This is a genomic window from Ureibacillus chungkukjangi, from assembly GCF_003217295.1.
Classification (GTDB): domain Bacteria; phylum Bacillota; class Bacilli; order Bacillales_A; family Planococcaceae; genus Ureibacillus; species Ureibacillus chungkukjangi.
In genome coordinates this window covers 1-18,262 of record NZ_QJTJ01000019.1, presented here as the reverse complement: position 1 = coordinate 18,262, position 18,262 = coordinate 1, and the positions used below count along the sequence as shown (strand labels likewise).

Sequence of the window (18,262 nt, the reverse complement as noted above, 5' to 3'; positions counted from 1 at the left end):
TCGGTAATTTTCTATCAATTCTAAATAAATAAAATTAGTAAAAAGTCCTATATTGCGTGTTATTATGGCATCAATGTTAATAATTTCAAATAGATGCAAACTATTGGAAAATAGGGACGCAGGAGCTAGGTTGGATAGATTTCAATTCTAAACAACCACTATTCTTTACGAGCATTTTGCATCCCTTAAAGGGATTTTTTTTATAGTTGAATTTCTCTGTTTGAAATATTTCCAATGTATTAAAAGAAAACCTAATAAAATCTTTAGTAATTGGAGGAATAACAATGGATTTTAAAAGTGTACAACAACTATTCCCGAGCGAGGATGGAAATAAACTACAGCAAGTAACATTCTTAAATTATATTGAAAATTTGATAGAGAACATTGATCTTTTAAAGGATCCAGACAAATCTACATTAGGTAATATTCAAGATAAAAACAACGATTTCTATAAAGAAATTATTGAAAATACATACACACCTCAATCTGGAATTGGGATGGACAAGGTTGTTCAAGAGTTGATTAACCTATCAGAAGGCAGCCCTTATCAAACGAGGAATTATGTAACTAACTCGATTCCGGTTGCGAGTATGGCAGCGATAATTGGTCAGCTAACAACTGCATTATTAAACTCAAACAGTCTATGGGATGTTTATGGGCCAGCAGCCACTGAAGCTGAAGTTCGAGTAATTTCTATGATGTCTAAATTAGTTGGCTATGACTTCACGAAAAGCTGGGGCTATACAACATGGGGCGGACAAGGTGCTGTCTTTAATGGATTGCGACTTGCTATTGTGAAGCAATTTCCTCATTCAAACGAAGAGGGGATTCCAAATAACCTTTACTGCTTTGCTTCTGAAAATGCCCATTACAGCTTATTAAAATCTGTAGAAGCAACAGGTATTGGCAGTAAGCATTTAGTGACAGTAAAGGCTGGTTCAGATCATTCAATGGACTTGGCTGATTTAAGAAGTAAATTGGAAGAGGTCATTCAAAAGGGTGGTATTCCAGTATATATTGCTGCAACAACAGGTGTAACAGACAGCTTTGGAATTGACGATGTAAAAGCGATTAAAGAAATCTCGACAGAATTAGAAGAAAAATATCAGCTAAAGCCGATTCATATCCATGCTGATTCTGCAATGGGTGGATTTTATAGCTTCTTCCGTGAATACGATTTCGCAAATAATCCACTTCAATTTGAAGAAAACGTCGTAGCGAGCTTAGAAAAAATTAATGAAAGAATGCAACATATTCATTTAGCTGATAGCTGCTGCTTTGACTTCCATAAACTAGGTCAAAATCCTTATAACGCAAGCTTGTATCTAGTGAAAAATGGTCAGGATTTTGGGTTGCTTGACCTTGAAGAATTTGACACACCTTATGTTGGAAATCGTGGGTACGGAAGCTATCATACAGGATATACATTAGAATGCTCGAGAATGGGAAGTGCTGTTTCAATTTATGCGTCATTATTAGCTTTTGGTGTTGAAGGCTATCAACAATTACTAGCTAACTATATTCGTGTAAATCTAGCCTTCAGAGAAAAATTAGTTTCAAAGATTCCTACAATCGGTATTACAAATAGCGAAACAATCGGACCGATTACAACATTTAGACTGTATGCAAGCGAAGCAAGCTGGCATCACGAAATTAGTGGACAAGCAACGCTTCAGGAAGTTGAAACGACAAACAGATTAAACAATTATTTATTTGAGATATTAGGTAAAAATCGTGAAGGTGTTTTCTTTGGAGATACAAAAAAACAATGCTTAGTAGATGTAGTTGATTCAAAGAATCGCTGTCCAATTTATGCGGCTAAGTTTTTCTCGATTTCGCCTTATACAACAGTCGAACATTTAGACCACATTATTGACGCGGTTGAAAAAGCCATTTCAGAGCTGGAGGAAGCAACAAGTGAAGTTTCTATCTAAATTCAAACATTCTATTTTAATGAAATATATTATGAGTTTTATTATTCCAATTGCTATTTTCTCAATTTGCTTTAGTGCGATTTTATATTTCTTCTCACAAAGTATTGTAAATAACCATGTATTAGGTCAATTTGAAAGAAACTTAGAGTTATTAGTGCAGGAAGCTCAAAGAGAAATTGACCCAGCTGTAGTAGAAGCGGCAGATAGTGGCGATAAAGAAACATATCAAGAGCTACTAAATACACTAAATCATTATGCAGACAAATATGAATCTGTTGAATTAGCTTATGTTCTTACAGAGAATAGCGGTAAAAGCTATATTGTTGCTGTAAATGGTGATGACTTATATGGAACAGAATATGCTTTAACCGATGAAATGAGGAAGACACTTTCTCAGGGCACAACTGAAATCAGTGATATCTATGAGGATGAATATGGAGTCCATAAATCAATTTCTGCCCCGATTGCAGGGACGAACATGATTGTAGGGATTGACCTAGATGCATCGTTTATTCAAAAGCTATATTCAACAATTCTAATGATTGCAATTGTGATTTCCTTAATCTTTATTATAATCGGAGCGATTATTGCCTTCGTTGTAAGTAAGAAGATTATTAATCCACTTATCCTTATCAAAAATTATGTTAACCGTGTAGCTAATGGAGACTTATCAGTGAGTGATCTTAACATCAAGGGTAAGGATGAGATTGCTCAACTATCTGATGGTATTCAGAGTATGGTACAAAACTTAAATCAATTGATAGCCTCTATTTCTCATAGTGGTGACCAGGTTGCGGCTACTTCTCAGGAGCTAATGGCAGGTGCAGAACAAACAAGCCAATCTATCAACCAAATTACTGAGGCGATTCAAGAAGTAACAAGTGGTATGGATAATCAGGCATCAAATATTGAAACGATGAATGATAGCGTAACGAATATTTCAGGTAGCATGCAACAGATCAATGACAATTTAAGCTTAGTTGCGGATAATTCTCAAAACACAACTGTAATAGCGGAAAACGGAAGCAAGATCATTGACGAAGCAGTGGAAAAGGTGCACTTCACTTATAAAACAATCCAAGAAACTTCAGATGTAGTTAATCGATTAAGTGATTATACAAAAGAAATCAGTGAGATTGTTTCCATCATTACTGAAATTACAGATCAAACAAACCTACTTGCATTAAATGCTTCAATAGAGGCAGCAAGAGCTGGCGAGCATGGAAAAGGCTTTGCTGTAGTAGCTGAAGAGGTTCGTAAATTAGCAGATCAATCAAAGGATGCTGCAAATCATATTAGAAATAAAATTGAATTGATTAAAGATGAAGCAAACAATGCTGTAAAATCCATGGCTGTTGGCTATGATACTTTAAAAGACAGTGTCTCTTCATTTGAACACGTTGGCGTTGACTTCGGAAATATTCTAGATTCAGTAAATAGCGTTAACAATCAAATTGTAGAAATAAATCGCGAAATCGGAGCAATGAACAAAGGCATCCACCATATCTCAACTTCGATGAACGATTTAAGTGCGATTTCAACTCAAACATCAGGAAACATCCAAAATGTAGCGGCTTCCTCAGAAGAACAATCCGCAACAATGGAAGAAATCACATCCTCTGCCAACGTACTATCCCAAATGGCAGAAAACCTGAACGAAGCAGTGAAGAAATTTAGATTGTAAAGTACCAGGTACATGTAATAGTGAGCTCAACCTCAGTCTCGATGAGGTTGAGCTTTTTTATATGGAGTTAAATAATCCAAAGGGTTATATAATATATTGTGTAAGAAAATAATATAATATATAGAGTCGATTTCAAATGAATTACGACAAAAAGTGGAAAAAGTATTGTATTTTGGAATTATATATTATAAAATCTGATTAAATAATATAATATTTTAGAGAGAAGTGCTGTCAATTGGTTATCGAAAAGGAACATGGAGAGAAGTCGGACTACGCATATAACCTGATAAAAGAAAAAATTTTCAGTTGGGAATACGGGCCAGGACAGAAGTTAAATGTAAGTAAAATGTCTAAGGAAATGGAAATTAGCCCGATTCCGTTAAGGGAGGCGTTATCCAGATTACAATCTTCAAAGCTCGTTATTTTGATTCCAAACAAGGGGTACCATGTAACGGATATTTTAGATGAGGTTTCGATGAAAAAAATGTCGGAGTTTCGATTGTTACTTGAATCCGAGGCGATAAAAAATATAATCCGAAATAATAAAATGGAATGTATAGTAAATTTGGAAAATATTAACATGAAAATTGAGCAGATTAAAATCACTAACTACAGAGAGATACTGGATTTTAATAATCTAGATAACATGTTCCATCTAGAATTAATTAAAAATTCAGAAAACAATTTTCTGATTGAGAGTTTTGAAAGTTTATTTTGCCACCTCCATATTGCAAGGTTTTACTATCGACGAGGTGCTGTAGATCAACAAGAAACAGTAAGAGAACATGAAAGAATTATAAAGAGTATTCAAATGAGAGATATGGATTACGCATTGGAATTTATTAAAGAACATATATTAGGTGCCTCAAATAGATTGCTAGAAAAAGATCCTAATAAATCATTTTAAATAAATTTAACATAGGGGTGTAGTGATTATGGAAAGATATGGCCACTTTATTAATGGGGAATGGATTGAAGCTGGTGAAGTTGTTTCAGTAATGAACAAATACACTGGGGAAACTTTTGGAGAAATTTATGAAGCAGACGAAGAGATTGTAAATAAAGCTGTTCAAAATGCTTATGACTCTTATGAAACATCCGAACTTTCTGCAGATGATCGTTTTAACATAATAATTAAAGCGGTTACATTAATCGAAAAAAGAAAAATAGAGTTAGCAGAAGTACTAATATATGAGGCTGGGAAAACAAGAAAGGATGCGGTAACTGAGATTGAGCGCGGAATTTCTACTCTTAGAGCTTCAGCAGAGGAAGCGAAAAGAATTACAGGGCAAGGGGTTGCTCTTCCAAATAGTACTGATTTAGGAAAGCTTGCATTTACTGTTCGTGTTCCGGTTGGGGTAGTAGTAGCCATAACCCCATTTAACTTCCCATTCAATTTAACTGTACACAAAATTGGGCCGGCCTTGGCAGCTGGGAATGCAGTGGTATTAAAGCCAGCTGAAATGACTCCATTAATTGCGTGTAAATTAGTCGAAATATTCAAAGAAGCAGGATTACCTGATGGCTTGTTCAATTTGGTGAATGGTAGAGGAACACACACTGGGGATTATTTATTAAAAAATGACTTAGTTGATATGTATACGTTTACAGGAAGTCCTAAAGTAGGCCAGCTTATCAAAAGTAAAACAGGAATTAGAAAAGTTGCTCTTGAGTTAGGAAATAACTCCCCAAACATCGTGCATAAAGATGTGGCTGATTTAAAAAGAGCAGCTGAACTTTGTGTAACAAGAGGCTTTTCAAATGCTGGTCAGGCATGTATTTCAGTGCAAAGAATCTATGTACACGAGGAAGTCTATGAACAATTTATAAGTTATGCTACTGATTTTACGAAGTCACTAGTTCCATGCAGTGAAGATAATCCAGATGGTGATGTTGGACCGGTAATTTCTGAGAGAGAAGCACTACGAATTGAGTCGTGGATTGATGAAGCAGTTCAACAAGGTGCAAAACTTGTGATTGGTGGTCAAAGAAAGCGTACGCAATTTGAACCGACAATTCTAGCGGATGTAACACAATTGATGAGAGTGGTTTGTGAAGAAGTATTTGGACCGGTTATTACAATTCAAACTTATAGCAATATTGATGAAGTGCTCCAAAAAGCAAATGATTCAACGATGGGGCTGCAAGTGGGAATATTTACCTCTAATATTCAGATTATTATGAAATCTATCAGAAAATTGAAATTTGGTGGCGTAATAGTAAATAATGTTTCAACTTATAGAGAAGATGCTATGCCATATGGAGGTGTGAAAAATAGCGGAATTGGCAAAGAGGGTCCAAAATATGCAGTATTGGAAATGACAGAAGAAAAGCTGATTGTTTTAGATGCATAAGCAAAAGTGGGTAAAGGGAAAATATTTTTCAAACTAGGGGGATAAAAAGATGAAAAGAAGATGGAAAATTGGGGCAATTTTTTTAGCGATATGTATGTTAGTCTTGACTGCTTGTAGCGGTAATGAGAATGATACCGAAGCAGCATCAAGCTCGGGGGAAGTTACAAAATTAAGACTGGGTCATATTTTCCCGACAGATAGTGTAAAAGATCAAGCATCCAAATTATTTGCAAAGCGTATCGAAGAAGAAACAAATGGAGCAATTCAAATCTCGGTTTTCCCTGCTTCACAATTAGGTGGGGATGAGGTAATGGCACAAGATATTTCACGAGGAACTCTAGATATGTCATTCATCAATCAAGGTTCATTGTCTGGATTAGATTCGTTATTGGATTTCCATTACTTACCCTATATTGTCACATCTTATGAACAAGCCGATAAAATTTTCTATGGTGAAGGTGTTATACCAAAATTAATGGTGGACACATTAGCAAAACATAATATGACTACTTTAGGATTCTTCGAAAACGAATTTCGCGGAGTTTCCAATTCTAATAGAAAAATCGAGAAAGTAGAGGATTTAAAAGGTTTAAAGTTACGGGTTCCGGGATCTCAAGCTATCAAAGGTTTCTTTGAAGAAGCAGGGTCACAAGCATTAGTAATGCCATTTAACGAGCTGTATTTAGCATTACAACAAGGTACAGTTGACGGGCAAGACAATGGGCTACTATTAACTGGTGATAGCAAATTCCAAGAGGTAAATAAGTTTTACACTCAATTAAATCATGTTTATGCATCAGGTTCAATTGTCATTAATACAAGTAAATTTAATTCATTAACTCCAGAACAACAAGAAATCTTCAAGGCGGTAGGTGAAGAAGTGCAAGCGTGGCAGATTGAAAACAATCGAGAAGCTACTAAAAACTATATTAAAATGTTTGAAGATGCAGGCGTAGAAGTAACAGAACTAACAGAGGAACAGATCAAAGAATTCCAAGAATTTGGTTTAAGTCAATGGGATAACTATGAGTCAACTTATGGTGCAGATTTAATTCAATCACTTAAAGATGAATTAGCCGAGATTAATAAATAATTATTAGGATTAATGGGACAGAGAAATCTGTCCCATTAAGTAAATAAGGAGTGAATAAAATGTGGCATAAGTTTGAAAAAGGCTTATATAAGACACAAGAATTCTTAATTGCCATTGCACTAATAGTTATTATGATTGCTGTTATCCTTCAAATTGTGGGACGATTACTTGGATGGCATTCTTTAGGTATGCCAGAATATGCAGCTATAGGAATGACGACGATTACATTTTTAGGTGCAAGCGCAATTACCTATACAAGAGAATATATATCTATTGAATTAAGTCAAATGATTAAAATTAAAAACATACAAACTATTATGAATTTGATAGTTGACATTATACTTATAATTTTCGTTGTAGTATTTTTCAATATCGTCTACTCATTCTTAAAATTTGTAGGGGAGAGCGGTGAAAAAACGTTAGAAGCAGGAATTCCTTTATCCATTATATATGGAATTATTGTATTATCCATTGTAGTGATGGGTTTGCACTGTGTAAGTAATATCTTTAAGGGGATACAAAAGTTGCGAAAAGGAGGGGATATTTAATGTTAGTAATTGTGGTAGTTCTAATTGCTATTTTAATGATAGGTGTACCAATTGGAGTAACATTTGCAATTAGTGCATTATTAGGGGGGCAATTACTAGATATCCCATTTGCTTCATTTGCCTCACTATCAAATCAAGCTGTATCTTCTTTTTCCTTATTAGCGATTCCCTTGTTTATTTTAGCAGGACAAATTATGAACCAAGGCAGTATTATTTCACAGTTAATTCAGTTATCAGAGAAGTTGTTGAAAAAAATTCATGGCAGTTTAGGGTATGTAACTGTGTTAGCAAGTGCCTTTTTAGGGGCTATTACAGGTTCCTCTGTTGCGACGGTATCTGCAATAGGAAGTTCAATTGGTCATAAAATGGTTGAAAAAGGTTATGATCGGGGATATACTGCTTCACTAATTGCTGCTGCCGGATTATTAGGTGTATTCATCCCCCCTTCAATCCCATTAATTTTGTATGGGGCGACAGTAGGTGCATCAATTTCTGATTTGTTTATTGCATCAATTGTTCCTGGTATTGTATTTGTTTTAGCTTATCTTGTACTTCATCGTATTTTATTGAAAAAAGTATATCATCCAGAAAATGCCTCAATTTCTGAAGAAACAAAGCAACTTGAAAAACAAGCAGCTACTGAATCGTTAGGAAGAACTTTTTTAAAAACGATTCCAGCTTTAATTATGCCAATCATTGTACTGGGAGGAATCTACAGTGGGATATTTACACCCACTGAAGCAGCAGCAGTAGCATGTGTATATGGTTTAGTTCTGGCAGTTGTGACTAAAAAGATTAAATTCAGCAATTTATTTTCACCATTCAAACTGGCTGCTATCTCATCAGCAGCCATTCTAGGAATTATTGCATTTAGTAATCTATTTAATTACATGATTACTTTGGAACAAATTCCTCAATTGGTATCAGAGGCAGCAATGAATTTAACAGATAACAAATTCCTATTTTTACTATTATTAATCCTTATTTTGTTTGTAGTAGGAATGTTTATGGAAACAAATGCAGCAGTATTACTGATGGCGGTTTTATTAGCTCCAGCAGCACAAACATTTGAAATTAACCCAATACATTTTGGGATTATATTGGTTACTACTATTGAAATCGGGTTACTGACTCCTCCGATGGCTGCAAACGTCTTTGTTTCAGCAAAGGTTAATAAAAGTTCCGTATTAGAAATGATGCCACATACATTAAAGTTTTTGCTAGTTTCAATAATCGTGTTGTTGATTGTTGCATTTGTGCCTTTCTTAACAACTTGGTTTTTATAGATTCAAATAATACTAGATTGGGTAGGTGGAAGATTTGAAGACATATTGGCAATATAACTTTCCTGGGAACATCTATTTTGGGGAAAATTCATTAGATGAACTAAAAAATATCTATGCAGCCTCTGATAAACCAAAGACCCTTGTGATAACAGATCAAGGCATTAAAAATAGCGGGGTATTAAATGTACTCAAAGAGAAGTTGGACGTATTTGACATACCTTATGAAATTTTTGATCAGGCAAAGCCAGAACCTACAGTTAAAGATGTTGAAGAAGTATTAGGTACTTATAAAAATAAGGAGATTGACATTTTAATCGGTCTAGGTGGAGGGAGCTGCATAGATTTAGCGAAGATGATTGCATTTATGCTAAAAACGGAGCAACCGATTAGTTACTTTTATAACAATAAAATAGATTTCGAAACAACTACTATCATCGCAATTCCTACGACGGCTGGTACCGGATCAGAAGTAACAGGGGTTGCAGTTGTAAATGATGAAGAGCGTAATCTCAAAGTTGGAATCTCTAGCAACTTCTTAAAACCAAAGTATGCGATACTTGATCCACAATTGACAGTAGGAATGCCTCCAAGAGTTACTGCATGTTCTGGTATTGACGCACTAGTACATGCAGTTGAGGCGTATACTTCTAAAAACTTTAATCAATTCGATACTGATTATCAAGCGGATTTTAGAGGATCTTCAATCTTAACCAATTTATTTGCAGAAAAGGCAATTAGGCTAATAACTGCAAGTCTAGTGGATGCTTTTAAAGATGGAAAAGACATTCAGGCGAGATCGAATATGTTGTTAGGAAGCTTATTAGCAGGGCTAGCATTTTCAAATGCTGGCACGTCAATCTCACATGCAATGGCCTATGCAATTGGAGGAAGGGTTCATTCCCCGCATGGAGAAATTACTGGCTTAATGCTGCCTTATACAGTGAAGTATAATTATCAATCAAACGAAGAGAAATTCGATAAATTATATGATTTATGCTTGCCGGGTCAAAAATTCTCAAATCAAGAAGAAAAAGAAAACCAACTTTTCGACTATTTCATTGAGTTACTGAAATCTATCAATCTACCAACAAAGCTTTCAGAACTGCATGTGGATGAAAGAGATTTAAAAGCAATGACAATGGAGACTCTAGACATTTCACGACTAATGAATATAAATCCTAGATTGGCAACAGAAGTAACTTTATTCGAAGTATTCCAAGCAGCTTATTAAAAGTGTAATGATATTAAATATCTAAGTAGCAAAATTTTCATAGAAACCTACTTAGATATTTATTTAAGCAAAAGTGTATACAGTTATACAATTAGGGAGGATTTTATGGAAAAATTTCATGGATATTTCATAAATAATGAGTTTTTAGAAACTGAAAACTATACAAAATTAGTTAGCCCAATTAACGGAGAATTTTGGGCGGAAATTCCAGATTGTACAGAACATGAAACAACTCAAGCGATATTGGCTGCAAGGAAGGCATTTGAAAATGGGTGGAGTGAAACAGATGTTACTAAGGTTAGTAAATTACTCCGTAGATTAGGAGATTTAGTTTTAAAAAATAAGGAACGGTTAGCGACTTTAGAGTGTAAAGGAAATGGAAAATTATATATTGAACTAATTGAAAATGAAATACCTGCAGTTGCTGAATGGTTTTACTTTTACTCAGGCGTTGCAGCCCAATTAAGGGGGGAGTATGTTGAAATTTCCAAAAATGTATTTAGCTATATTAAGAAAGAACCAATTGGCGTAGTAGGAGCAATTGTACCATGGAACTCCCCCTTACTAATGCTTGCTTGGAAAGTTGCGCCTGCACTAGCAACTAGAAATACAATTGTATTAAAACCAGCTATCCAAACCTCGGTTTCAGCATTGGCTTTTGCAGAATTAATAGTGGAGGCGGGCATTCCAGCAGGAGTTGTAAATATTGTTACGGGAGATTTACCAGTTGCGAAAACACTAACAACACATCCAGAAATAGATAAATTAGGTTTTACAGGTTCTACCAATACAGCTATTAGTATTGCAAAACAATCGAGTGACACATTGAAGAAATTAACATTTGAACTAGGGGGAAAAGCACCCCATATTATTTTTGAAGACGCCGATATGGAAAAAGCCACAAATGCAGCAGTACGGGGAATATTCATAAACGCGGGACAAACATGTGCAGCAGGGTCACGTGTTTTTATAGAAGAAACTATCTATGAAGAGTGCTTAGCAAAAATTATTGAACAGACAAAGAAAATAAAAGTAGGCGATCCTTTTGAAGTAGATTCTGTCATGGGACCAATCTCTATTGCAGAACAATTAGATAAACTACAGACCTTTATAGAATCAGTAAAAGCTGATGGCGGTTCCATTATTTATGGTGGTGAGCAAATAAATTTAAACAATGGAGGCTTCTATTTTTCTCCCACAATTGTAACAAATTTAAATAATGACTCTTATTTATGCAGGGAAGAAGTCTTTGGGCCAATCTTAGCCATTATCCCTTTTAAAAATGAAGATGATGTAATTAAGATGGCGAATGATTCAAAGTATGGCTTAACAGCTGGAGTTTGGACTAAAAATCTAGCAAGAGCCCACCGTATCTCAAATAAATTACAGAGTGGTACAGTCTGGATTAATAATTATAGGAAAATACATTGGAGTGTTCCATATGGCGGCTATAAGATGAGTGGTTATGGTCGGGAGAATGGTTTGGAAGTAATAAATGAATTCACTGAAATAAAAACAATAATGATAGATATTACAAGTGATGATGAATGAGTCAAAAAGTGAAAAGGGGATGGCGACAATGGAGATACCTAAACTTTCAAGAGCAGCAGTGTTAAGAAATTTTGGAGAAAAGTTACAAATTGAAAATGTAGAAATACCTCAAACAATAGAACCAAGAGCGGTTCTGGTGAAAAATCAAATGTCTTCAATCTGTGGAACGGATGTTCACTTATGGCAGGGAGAGCTAAATTTAAAGGTAAATTTACCAGTAATATTAGGTCATGAAATGGTTGGTGAAATTGTAAAGCTTGGTGAAGAAGTTAGTGTTGATTCAATTGGTAATCCATTAAAAGAGGGAGATCGAGTTATATGGTCTCATGCTGATTGTGGAAATTGCTATTATTGCAATGTCGAAAAGCAACCAACCCTCTGTTTAAATAGACGTAGTTACATGTATGAAACAATGGAAAAGTATCCGTATTTAATGGGAGGATTTAGTGAATACGGATATATTCTCCCTACATCAGGAAGAGTGAAAGTACCCGATACTGTAAGCTCGGAATTAGCAAGTCTATGTAGTTGCGCATTTAGATCTGTAATGAACAGTTTTAACCAATTAGGAAGCATTTCATCTGAAGATATTGTGGTAGTACAAGGGACAGGGCCATTAGGTCTATTAGCTATATGTGTAGCTAAAAAAGCAGGTGCTAAGAGTGTAATCGCAATTGGAGGACCAGAGGAACGTTTAAGTTTAGCAGAGGAAATGGGAGCAGATATCATAATCAATATTTCTATTGAGAAAACAATGGAAAGTCGAAATGCGATAATTAACAATCTGACAAATGGTCTAGGTGCAGATATTGTATTGGAATATTCTGGTCATCCAAGTGCTTTTGAGGAAGGGTTAAATTATATTCGGAAAAACGGACGGTATGTAGTTGTTGGACAATTAGGAACAGGAAAAGTTGAAATCATGCCATCACTTATTACTGCAAAAAATTTAAAATTAATTGGTTCATTTTCAGGTGGTATAGGGAATTATTATCAAGCATTAAAATTTATTGAAAAATATCAGTATGAAGTTCCATTTAACAAAATGATTACAAATATATATTACCTTGAAGAAATTAACGAAGCACTTGAAAGTATGAAAGACTTTAAAGAAATTAAACCAATTATCAAGCTTGCATAAAAGGGGATGTGTTTGTTGCCATTACAGGGTATAAGAGTGGTCTCTATTGAGCATGCAGTTGCAGCGCCTTTTGCAAGCAGGCAATTAGCTGACCTTGGAGCAGAGATTATTAAAATTGAGAAACCTGGTGTCGGTGATTTTGCAAGGAGCTATGACGAGGCAACTCACGGATTGTCAGGTAATTTTGTTTGGTTAAATAGAGGAAAGAAATCAGTAGAGTTAGATTTAAAGAAGCAAGAAAATGTTCAATTGATATTTGATATCCTGCAAGATACCGATGTCTTGTTAAATAATTTAGGACCAGGAGCATTAGATAGGCTAGGTTTCAATCCAGAAAAGCTGCATGAAATATTTCCACATTTAATTATTTGTAGTATTTCTGGTTATGGAAAAGAAGGTCCTTATAGCAACAAAAAAGCTTATGATTTATTAATTCAATCGGAAGCTGCCGTGCTACAAATTACCGGTTCTCCTGATGCCCCAGCGAAAACGGGGCTGGCAGTGGTAGATATTGCTAGCGGAATGTATGCTTTTTCTTCGATATTAGCAGCAATCATCCATCGTAATAAAACAAAAATAGGAACCATAATAGAGATTTCAATGCTAGAAGCAATCGCAGAATGGATGAGTTTTCCTATTTACTATACCTATGGTGGAACAGAACCTGTAAGAAGTGGAACAGATCATGCCACAATATATCCGTATGGTCCATTTTTAACTATGAATAAGGAGCAATTATTTATCGCCATTCAAAATAATCGAGAATGGGAGATTTTTTGTAGGGAGATTTTGAAAGATGCCTCGCTCATTGTTAATCCAAGATTTAAGACTAATATTCTTCGCGTGCAAAATAAAATGCTTTTAAAGAAAATTATAGAAGATGTAACGGGTGAAATTGATCGGGCAGATTTGGCAAATTTACTAGATGAGAAGAAAATAGCAAATGCTTATTTCAATGATATTAATGGATTAATTAATCATCCACAACTCCAATTTTATCAAAAATGGAAAAATGTCAATTCTGAAGTGGGAAAAATCTCGATGTTGCAATCCCCTATGAATTTTAATAATATTTCATGCCATTGGGGAGATATTCCATTATTAGGAGAACATACTGATGAAGTATTATCGCCATATAAAAAGAGGAGGAGTAATTATTAGTTGTTGGTTATTTGTGCCGGGAAATAATACAAGGGCATTAGAAAAGGTTAGGTCTGAGTTGAATCCAAATTATATTATTATAGATTTAGAGGATGCCATACCATCGGGCGAAAAATTAAATACAAGAATTCAGGTTAATGATTTTTTATCAAATTATAACAGTACAACCCCAATCTATATTAGAATAAACGATACTAAATGTGAATTTTTTGATGATGATTTAACAGTTATAAACTTTGAAAAAGTAGCGGGTATTATTTTACCGAAATGCGAACACGTAGAGGAAATAAGTAAAGTTCAGCAAGGAATTCAAAAGATACCTGCTAGTTTGGAAATCATCCCTCTAATTGAGACAGTAAATGGATATTATGAATTAGAAAATATACTTGTCTCAAGTGTGGTTAAGAGAATTGCTTTTGGCGCTGTAGATTTAGCCAGAGATCTATCTGTAAATGAAGAGGATATAGTGGATAATCCATTAATTCAGCATATAAGAATGCAAATATCTTTATTATCTAAGAAATTTAAAAAACTTCCTCCTATAGATGCACCATGCATTTATTTAAAGGAGATGGATTTATTGCAGAAAGAAACGGTTCAAGCAAGAAAACTCGGTTATAATGGAAAGCAAGCTATTCATCCGAAACAAATCGAATGTATTCAAGAAGTATTTAAAGTTCATGAAAGTGAAATTGTTTTGGCAAAAGAAATCGTAAATTTTTTTGAGACGAATAATTTTAAGACCTTGGCATATCAAGACATGATGATTGATATGCCAGTGTATCTTAAAATGAAAAATTTGTTAGCCTCATTAGAAAATTAAAAGCATAAGGCAGGAGGAATAATGAAGAAATTTGAAGTAGTCAACTCGAGCTCTTCCCTATCTGAAACAATATTCAATTCAATAAAACTAGAAATCTTAAAAGGGAATTTAAAACCAAATCAGAGCCTCAGTCAAAAAGAAGTAGCTGATAATTTCAATGTAAGTAGAATTCCTGTTAGAGAAGCTTTTGTTAAATTAGAAAGTATGGGCTTTCTTCAAAAAAGAATTAATAGTCGTTATTATGTTCAGGCATTCTCTGTAAAAGAAATTGAAGATTTATATGATACCCGATTGATTTTAGAGTTGGAAGGATTGAAGATGGCATTTCCACATTATTCAAAGATAGATATTATTTTATATGACGGAATGGTACAGCAAATGGAGCATATAACGGATAGTGGAGATTATATTATTTTAAATGCAAAGTTTCATGAATTGTTGTTAGAAAAGTGCCCTAATAAGCAGCTTGTGGCGTTTATTAATCAATTATGGGATGGTGTAGCACTTTATTCGCCATCTATTATAACGAATCAAAGTCATTTTCCTAACCATGAACATAAAGAATTGATTAATGCAATAAAGCAGAATGATTTAAATACAGCTTTAAGTGTGTATGAACAGCATATAGTAAATGCTAAAAAAAGACTGTTAAAATATATCCAATAGAAGTACCACCTCTACAAATAACTTTGAATTATTTGTGGGGTGGTATTTTTTTGTTATTTCAAGATAATAAACTCAATATTATTTCCATAGATATTATGATAAAATTGATATAAATTATACCGATGTATAATCTTACGATAAAGGCAAACCTATTGAAAGGTAGGGACGCAAAGCTACAGACCTAAGACGTTTTGTTATGGTGGCTGGGTTGCCGAAAAAAGATGGCTTTCAATTATTGAATCCACCTTTTTTTAGGGTGGATTTTTTCGTATTTTTCTTTAAAAAATCACTTAACGATAGGAGAATAACCAGTGAAACTAGTATTTAAAAATACGATAGTTATTAGTATTTTAATAACAATTTCTATGATAAGTATTTCGGCTTTTGGGTACTTGAAGGCGAAGGACTTTCTATATGAAAGATTTGAAGAGCAGGCATTCGGTGAGCTAGAATCCATTAAAGCGAATATCGATATATGGATACAAGGTAAGCAGGAAACAATGGCATACATAGCTGAAGCTGATGAATTAAAGTCGGTTGATACGGAAAAAGCAGATGCTTTAGGAGCTAGAATTGCCGAAAAAACAGGGAATCCAGATGGTTTTGCCTTTATGGATGCGAACGGTTTTTTATATTTAGGTGGCTCCCAAATTCCAGTTGCTGAATTTGAGCATTATCAAGGCGGTATGAAGGAGCTAACGAAAACCTATAATCCAGTACCTTCTTCTTCACCAAGTGTGAATGGTGCTCCAATTGTTTTAACTTCCGCTCCAATTTATGGTGAAAATGGAGAAGTAGTAGGGGTAGCTTCAGGCGGAAACCAAATTGAAAGTCTAATAAATATTATTACTCAAAATACAATTGGGGATAGTGGGTACGTTACAGTCTTTACTAATGACGGGACAATAGTAGCAGGCAAAGAGAAGGAAGATACTCTTAATAAGACTATTGCAGATTATGACAATGCCGATTTAAATAAATTGGTAGATGAAAGTATGGCGGGTAAAAGTAGTGTTATTGAAACAAAATTCGAAGGAGAAGACAGCTTAGTCTTTTATAGCAAAGCAAGTGAAATGGATTGGGGAATTATGATCACAATCCCGACTAAGGAAGCCTTTGCAGATGCTCAATCCTTATTGAACTATTTTATTATTATGACAATTGTCTTTATTTTGATAGGCGCATTGATAAGCTATATTGTTAATCGCCGTTCGTTAAAGCCTATTCAACAGGTCAATGACAAAATTGAAGAACTGGTAACTAATAATGGAGATTTAACACAAAGACTTGCTATCAATAGAAAAGATGAGGTTGGTATGCTGGCAAATAACTTCAACTCCTTATTGGAAAGCTTGCAGGAATTGATTCGAGATATCCTCCATAAGGGGGAAGTAGTTTCTGATAGCACAACTGCCCTTTTAGATCGAGCAGAAGAAATGGTTCATTTATCAGATGGTGTCACTAAAAACGTTCAGCATTCAGCAGAAATTTCTATTGAACAAGAAACTGGCAACAAAAATAATCTACAATCGATTCATGTAATCACGCAAAGTGTTTCAGAAATAAAGGATCATTCCTCTTTAGTATCGAACAAAACGAAGGATGCCTATAAAGAGGTTGAGAAGGCAAATGAAGAAGTAAAAGCGTTGATGAATCAAATGAAAGATATCCAAAATTCAGTCCGTAGCTCATCAGAGACGGTAAAGAAATTAGGGAATCGTTCATCAGAAATTGGCAATATTGTTGGAATGATTACTAGTATTACAGAGCAAACAAATCTTCTTGCTTTAAATGCTTCTATCGAGGCAGCTCGAGCTGGTGAACACGGAAAAGGCTTTGCTGTTGTGGCAAATGAAGTGAAAAAATTAGCTAGCCAATCTGCTCAGTCAGCGGCACAAATCTCAGAGCTCGTAAATCAAATATTAACCGAAACTTCAAGTGCAGTTATAGAGATTGAAGCAGGAACAAATCAATTCGGAACAGGTATGGAAAGACTGCAAGGAGTTAATGGCATTTTACAAAATGTCTATCACTCCACTAAAGCATCTTCGAGTGAAGTGGATTTGATCTTTGATGAAATCGAAACACTTTTAGCGAAAGTTAAAGACGTACAACAAGTAATAAATGATAATTTAGATCGCTCTGTTGAATCTTCAAAATATATTCGAGAAGTAGCCTCTTCCTCAGAGGAGCAGCTTGGCTCAATTCAAGATATCACAGCATCGATTGATAAAACTGCACAATTTGCAGACGAACTAAGAGAGCTATTAAATCGATTTAAAATATAAAGTTGAAAAGGAACTGCCCCTCATCCTGGTGATGGAGGGCAGTTTTTTTGTTGGATGGAAGGGAGAAGGGGGCGAAATCTAGTTTAATAATTTTGGATGAAATGCGTTGTAGAGTGAAAAGTAAATCGGGAAGCAGTTCATAAGCGGGATGAAGTGCATTGCAGGGGGAAAATTGGTTCGGGATGCAGTTCATAAGATAGATGAAGTGCATTATAGAGAGAAAAGCGAATAGAGAAGCAGTTCACAATCCAAATGAAATACATTGCAGAAGGAAAACCAAATCGTAATGTAGTTCATAAGCCAAGTGATGACATGCATCCCAAAAGAAAAATCAAGTCAGCCGCCACCAGATTCATTAACAAACAAAAAAACAAATGGAGGGAAACGAAATCGTTTCTCTCCACTTGCTTGTGCGCCCGGCATGCGCATGAACTATAGGGTGTAAGTCCCGAACCCCGAAGACAGAAGTAGAGGTTAGCCAAGAGCAAGGGTGTCCGTGGCG

Annotated in this window: 15 protein-coding genes and 1 riboswitch; all 15 genes read left to right on the top strand. The window is 34.9% G+C overall.

Annotation, left to right across the window (positions count from 1 at the left end):
• Positions 1-284 precede the first annotated feature (284 nt).
• Positions 285-1,934: a pyridoxal phosphate-dependent decarboxylase family protein gene (locus BJ095_RS13055; RefSeq protein ID WP_107935851.1), complete on the top strand. Its 1,650-nt coding sequence runs from the start codon at positions 285-287 to the stop codon at positions 1,932-1,934.
• Positions 1,918-3,618, top strand: a complete 1,701-nt coding sequence (locus BJ095_RS13050; protein WP_107935849.1) for a methyl-accepting chemotaxis protein — start codon at positions 1,918-1,920, stop codon at positions 3,616-3,618. The genes BJ095_RS13055 and BJ095_RS13050 overlap by 17 nt, the downstream gene beginning before the upstream one ends.
• 235 nt (positions 3,619-3,853) lie before the next feature.
• On the top strand, positions 3,854-4,525 hold the full coding sequence (locus tag BJ095_RS13045) for a GntR family transcriptional regulator (RefSeq protein WP_107935847.1): 672 nt from the start codon (positions 3,854-3,856) through the stop codon (positions 4,523-4,525).
• Between the two features lie 28 nt (positions 4,526-4,553).
• Positions 4,554-5,972, top strand: a complete 1,419-nt coding sequence (locus BJ095_RS13040; RefSeq protein ID WP_107935845.1) for an aldehyde dehydrogenase family protein — start codon at positions 4,554-4,556, stop codon at positions 5,970-5,972.
• Positions 5,973-6,021: 49 nt separating this feature from the next.
• Positions 6,022-7,065, top strand: a complete 1,044-nt coding sequence (locus tag BJ095_RS13035; RefSeq protein ID WP_107935843.1) for a TRAP transporter substrate-binding protein — start codon at positions 6,022-6,024, stop codon at positions 7,063-7,065.
• Positions 7,066-7,124: 59 nt separating this feature from the next.
• On the top strand, positions 7,125-7,613 hold the full coding sequence (locus BJ095_RS13030; RefSeq protein ID WP_107935841.1) for a TRAP transporter small permease: 489 nt from the start codon (positions 7,125-7,127) through the stop codon (positions 7,611-7,613).
• Positions 7,613-8,899 (top strand): TRAP transporter large permease, encoded by a 1,287-nt coding sequence (locus BJ095_RS13025; RefSeq protein WP_107935839.1) that lies wholly within the window; start codon positions 7,613-7,615, stop codon positions 8,897-8,899. The genes BJ095_RS13030 and BJ095_RS13025 overlap by 1 nt, the downstream gene beginning before the upstream one ends.
• A gap of 34 nt (positions 8,900-8,933) precedes the next feature.
• Positions 8,934-10,130, top strand: a complete 1,197-nt coding sequence (locus BJ095_RS13020) for an iron-containing alcohol dehydrogenase (RefSeq protein ID WP_181418068.1) — start codon at positions 8,934-8,936, stop codon at positions 10,128-10,130.
• A gap of 105 nt (positions 10,131-10,235) precedes the next feature.
• On the top strand, positions 10,236-11,681 hold the full coding sequence (locus BJ095_RS13015) for an aldehyde dehydrogenase (RefSeq protein WP_107935835.1): 1,446 nt from the start codon (positions 10,236-10,238) through the stop codon (positions 11,679-11,681).
• A gap of 28 nt (positions 11,682-11,709) precedes the next feature.
• Positions 11,710-12,822, top strand: a complete 1,113-nt coding sequence (locus BJ095_RS13010) for a zinc-binding dehydrogenase (protein WP_202973776.1) — start codon at positions 11,710-11,712, stop codon at positions 12,820-12,822.
• A gap of 6 nt (positions 12,823-12,828) precedes the next feature.
• Positions 12,829-13,983, top strand: coding sequence for a CaiB/BaiF CoA transferase family protein (locus tag BJ095_RS13005; RefSeq protein WP_235867666.1), 1,155 nt, complete (start codon positions 12,829-12,831; stop codon positions 13,981-13,983).
• On the top strand, positions 13,940-14,806 hold the full coding sequence (locus BJ095_RS13000; protein WP_107935831.1) for an HpcH/HpaI aldolase/citrate lyase family protein: 867 nt from the start codon (positions 13,940-13,942) through the stop codon (positions 14,804-14,806). Before BJ095_RS13005 ends, BJ095_RS13000 begins: the two co-directional genes overlap by 44 nt.
• A 21-nt stretch (positions 14,807-14,827) precedes the next feature.
• Positions 14,828-15,472, top strand: coding sequence for a GntR family transcriptional regulator (locus tag BJ095_RS12995; protein WP_107935829.1), 645 nt, complete (start codon positions 14,828-14,830; stop codon positions 15,470-15,472).
• 132 nt (positions 15,473-15,604) lie between these two features.
• A riboswitch (cyclic di-GMP riboswitch) is annotated at positions 15,605-15,688 on the top strand.
• A 95-nt stretch (positions 15,689-15,783) separates the two neighbouring features.
• The gene (locus BJ095_RS12990; RefSeq protein WP_107935827.1) at positions 15,784-17,760 is read left to right on the top strand and encodes a methyl-accepting chemotaxis protein; all 1,977 of its coding nucleotides are present in this window, start codon (positions 15,784-15,786) and stop codon (positions 17,758-17,760) included.
• Positions 17,761-18,064: 304 nt separating this feature from the next.
• A complete protein-coding gene (locus tag BJ095_RS19085) occupies positions 18,065-18,205 on the top strand; it encodes a hypothetical protein (RefSeq protein WP_181418067.1) in 141 nt (46 codons plus the stop codon).
• Positions 18,206-18,262: the final 57 nt, after the last annotated feature.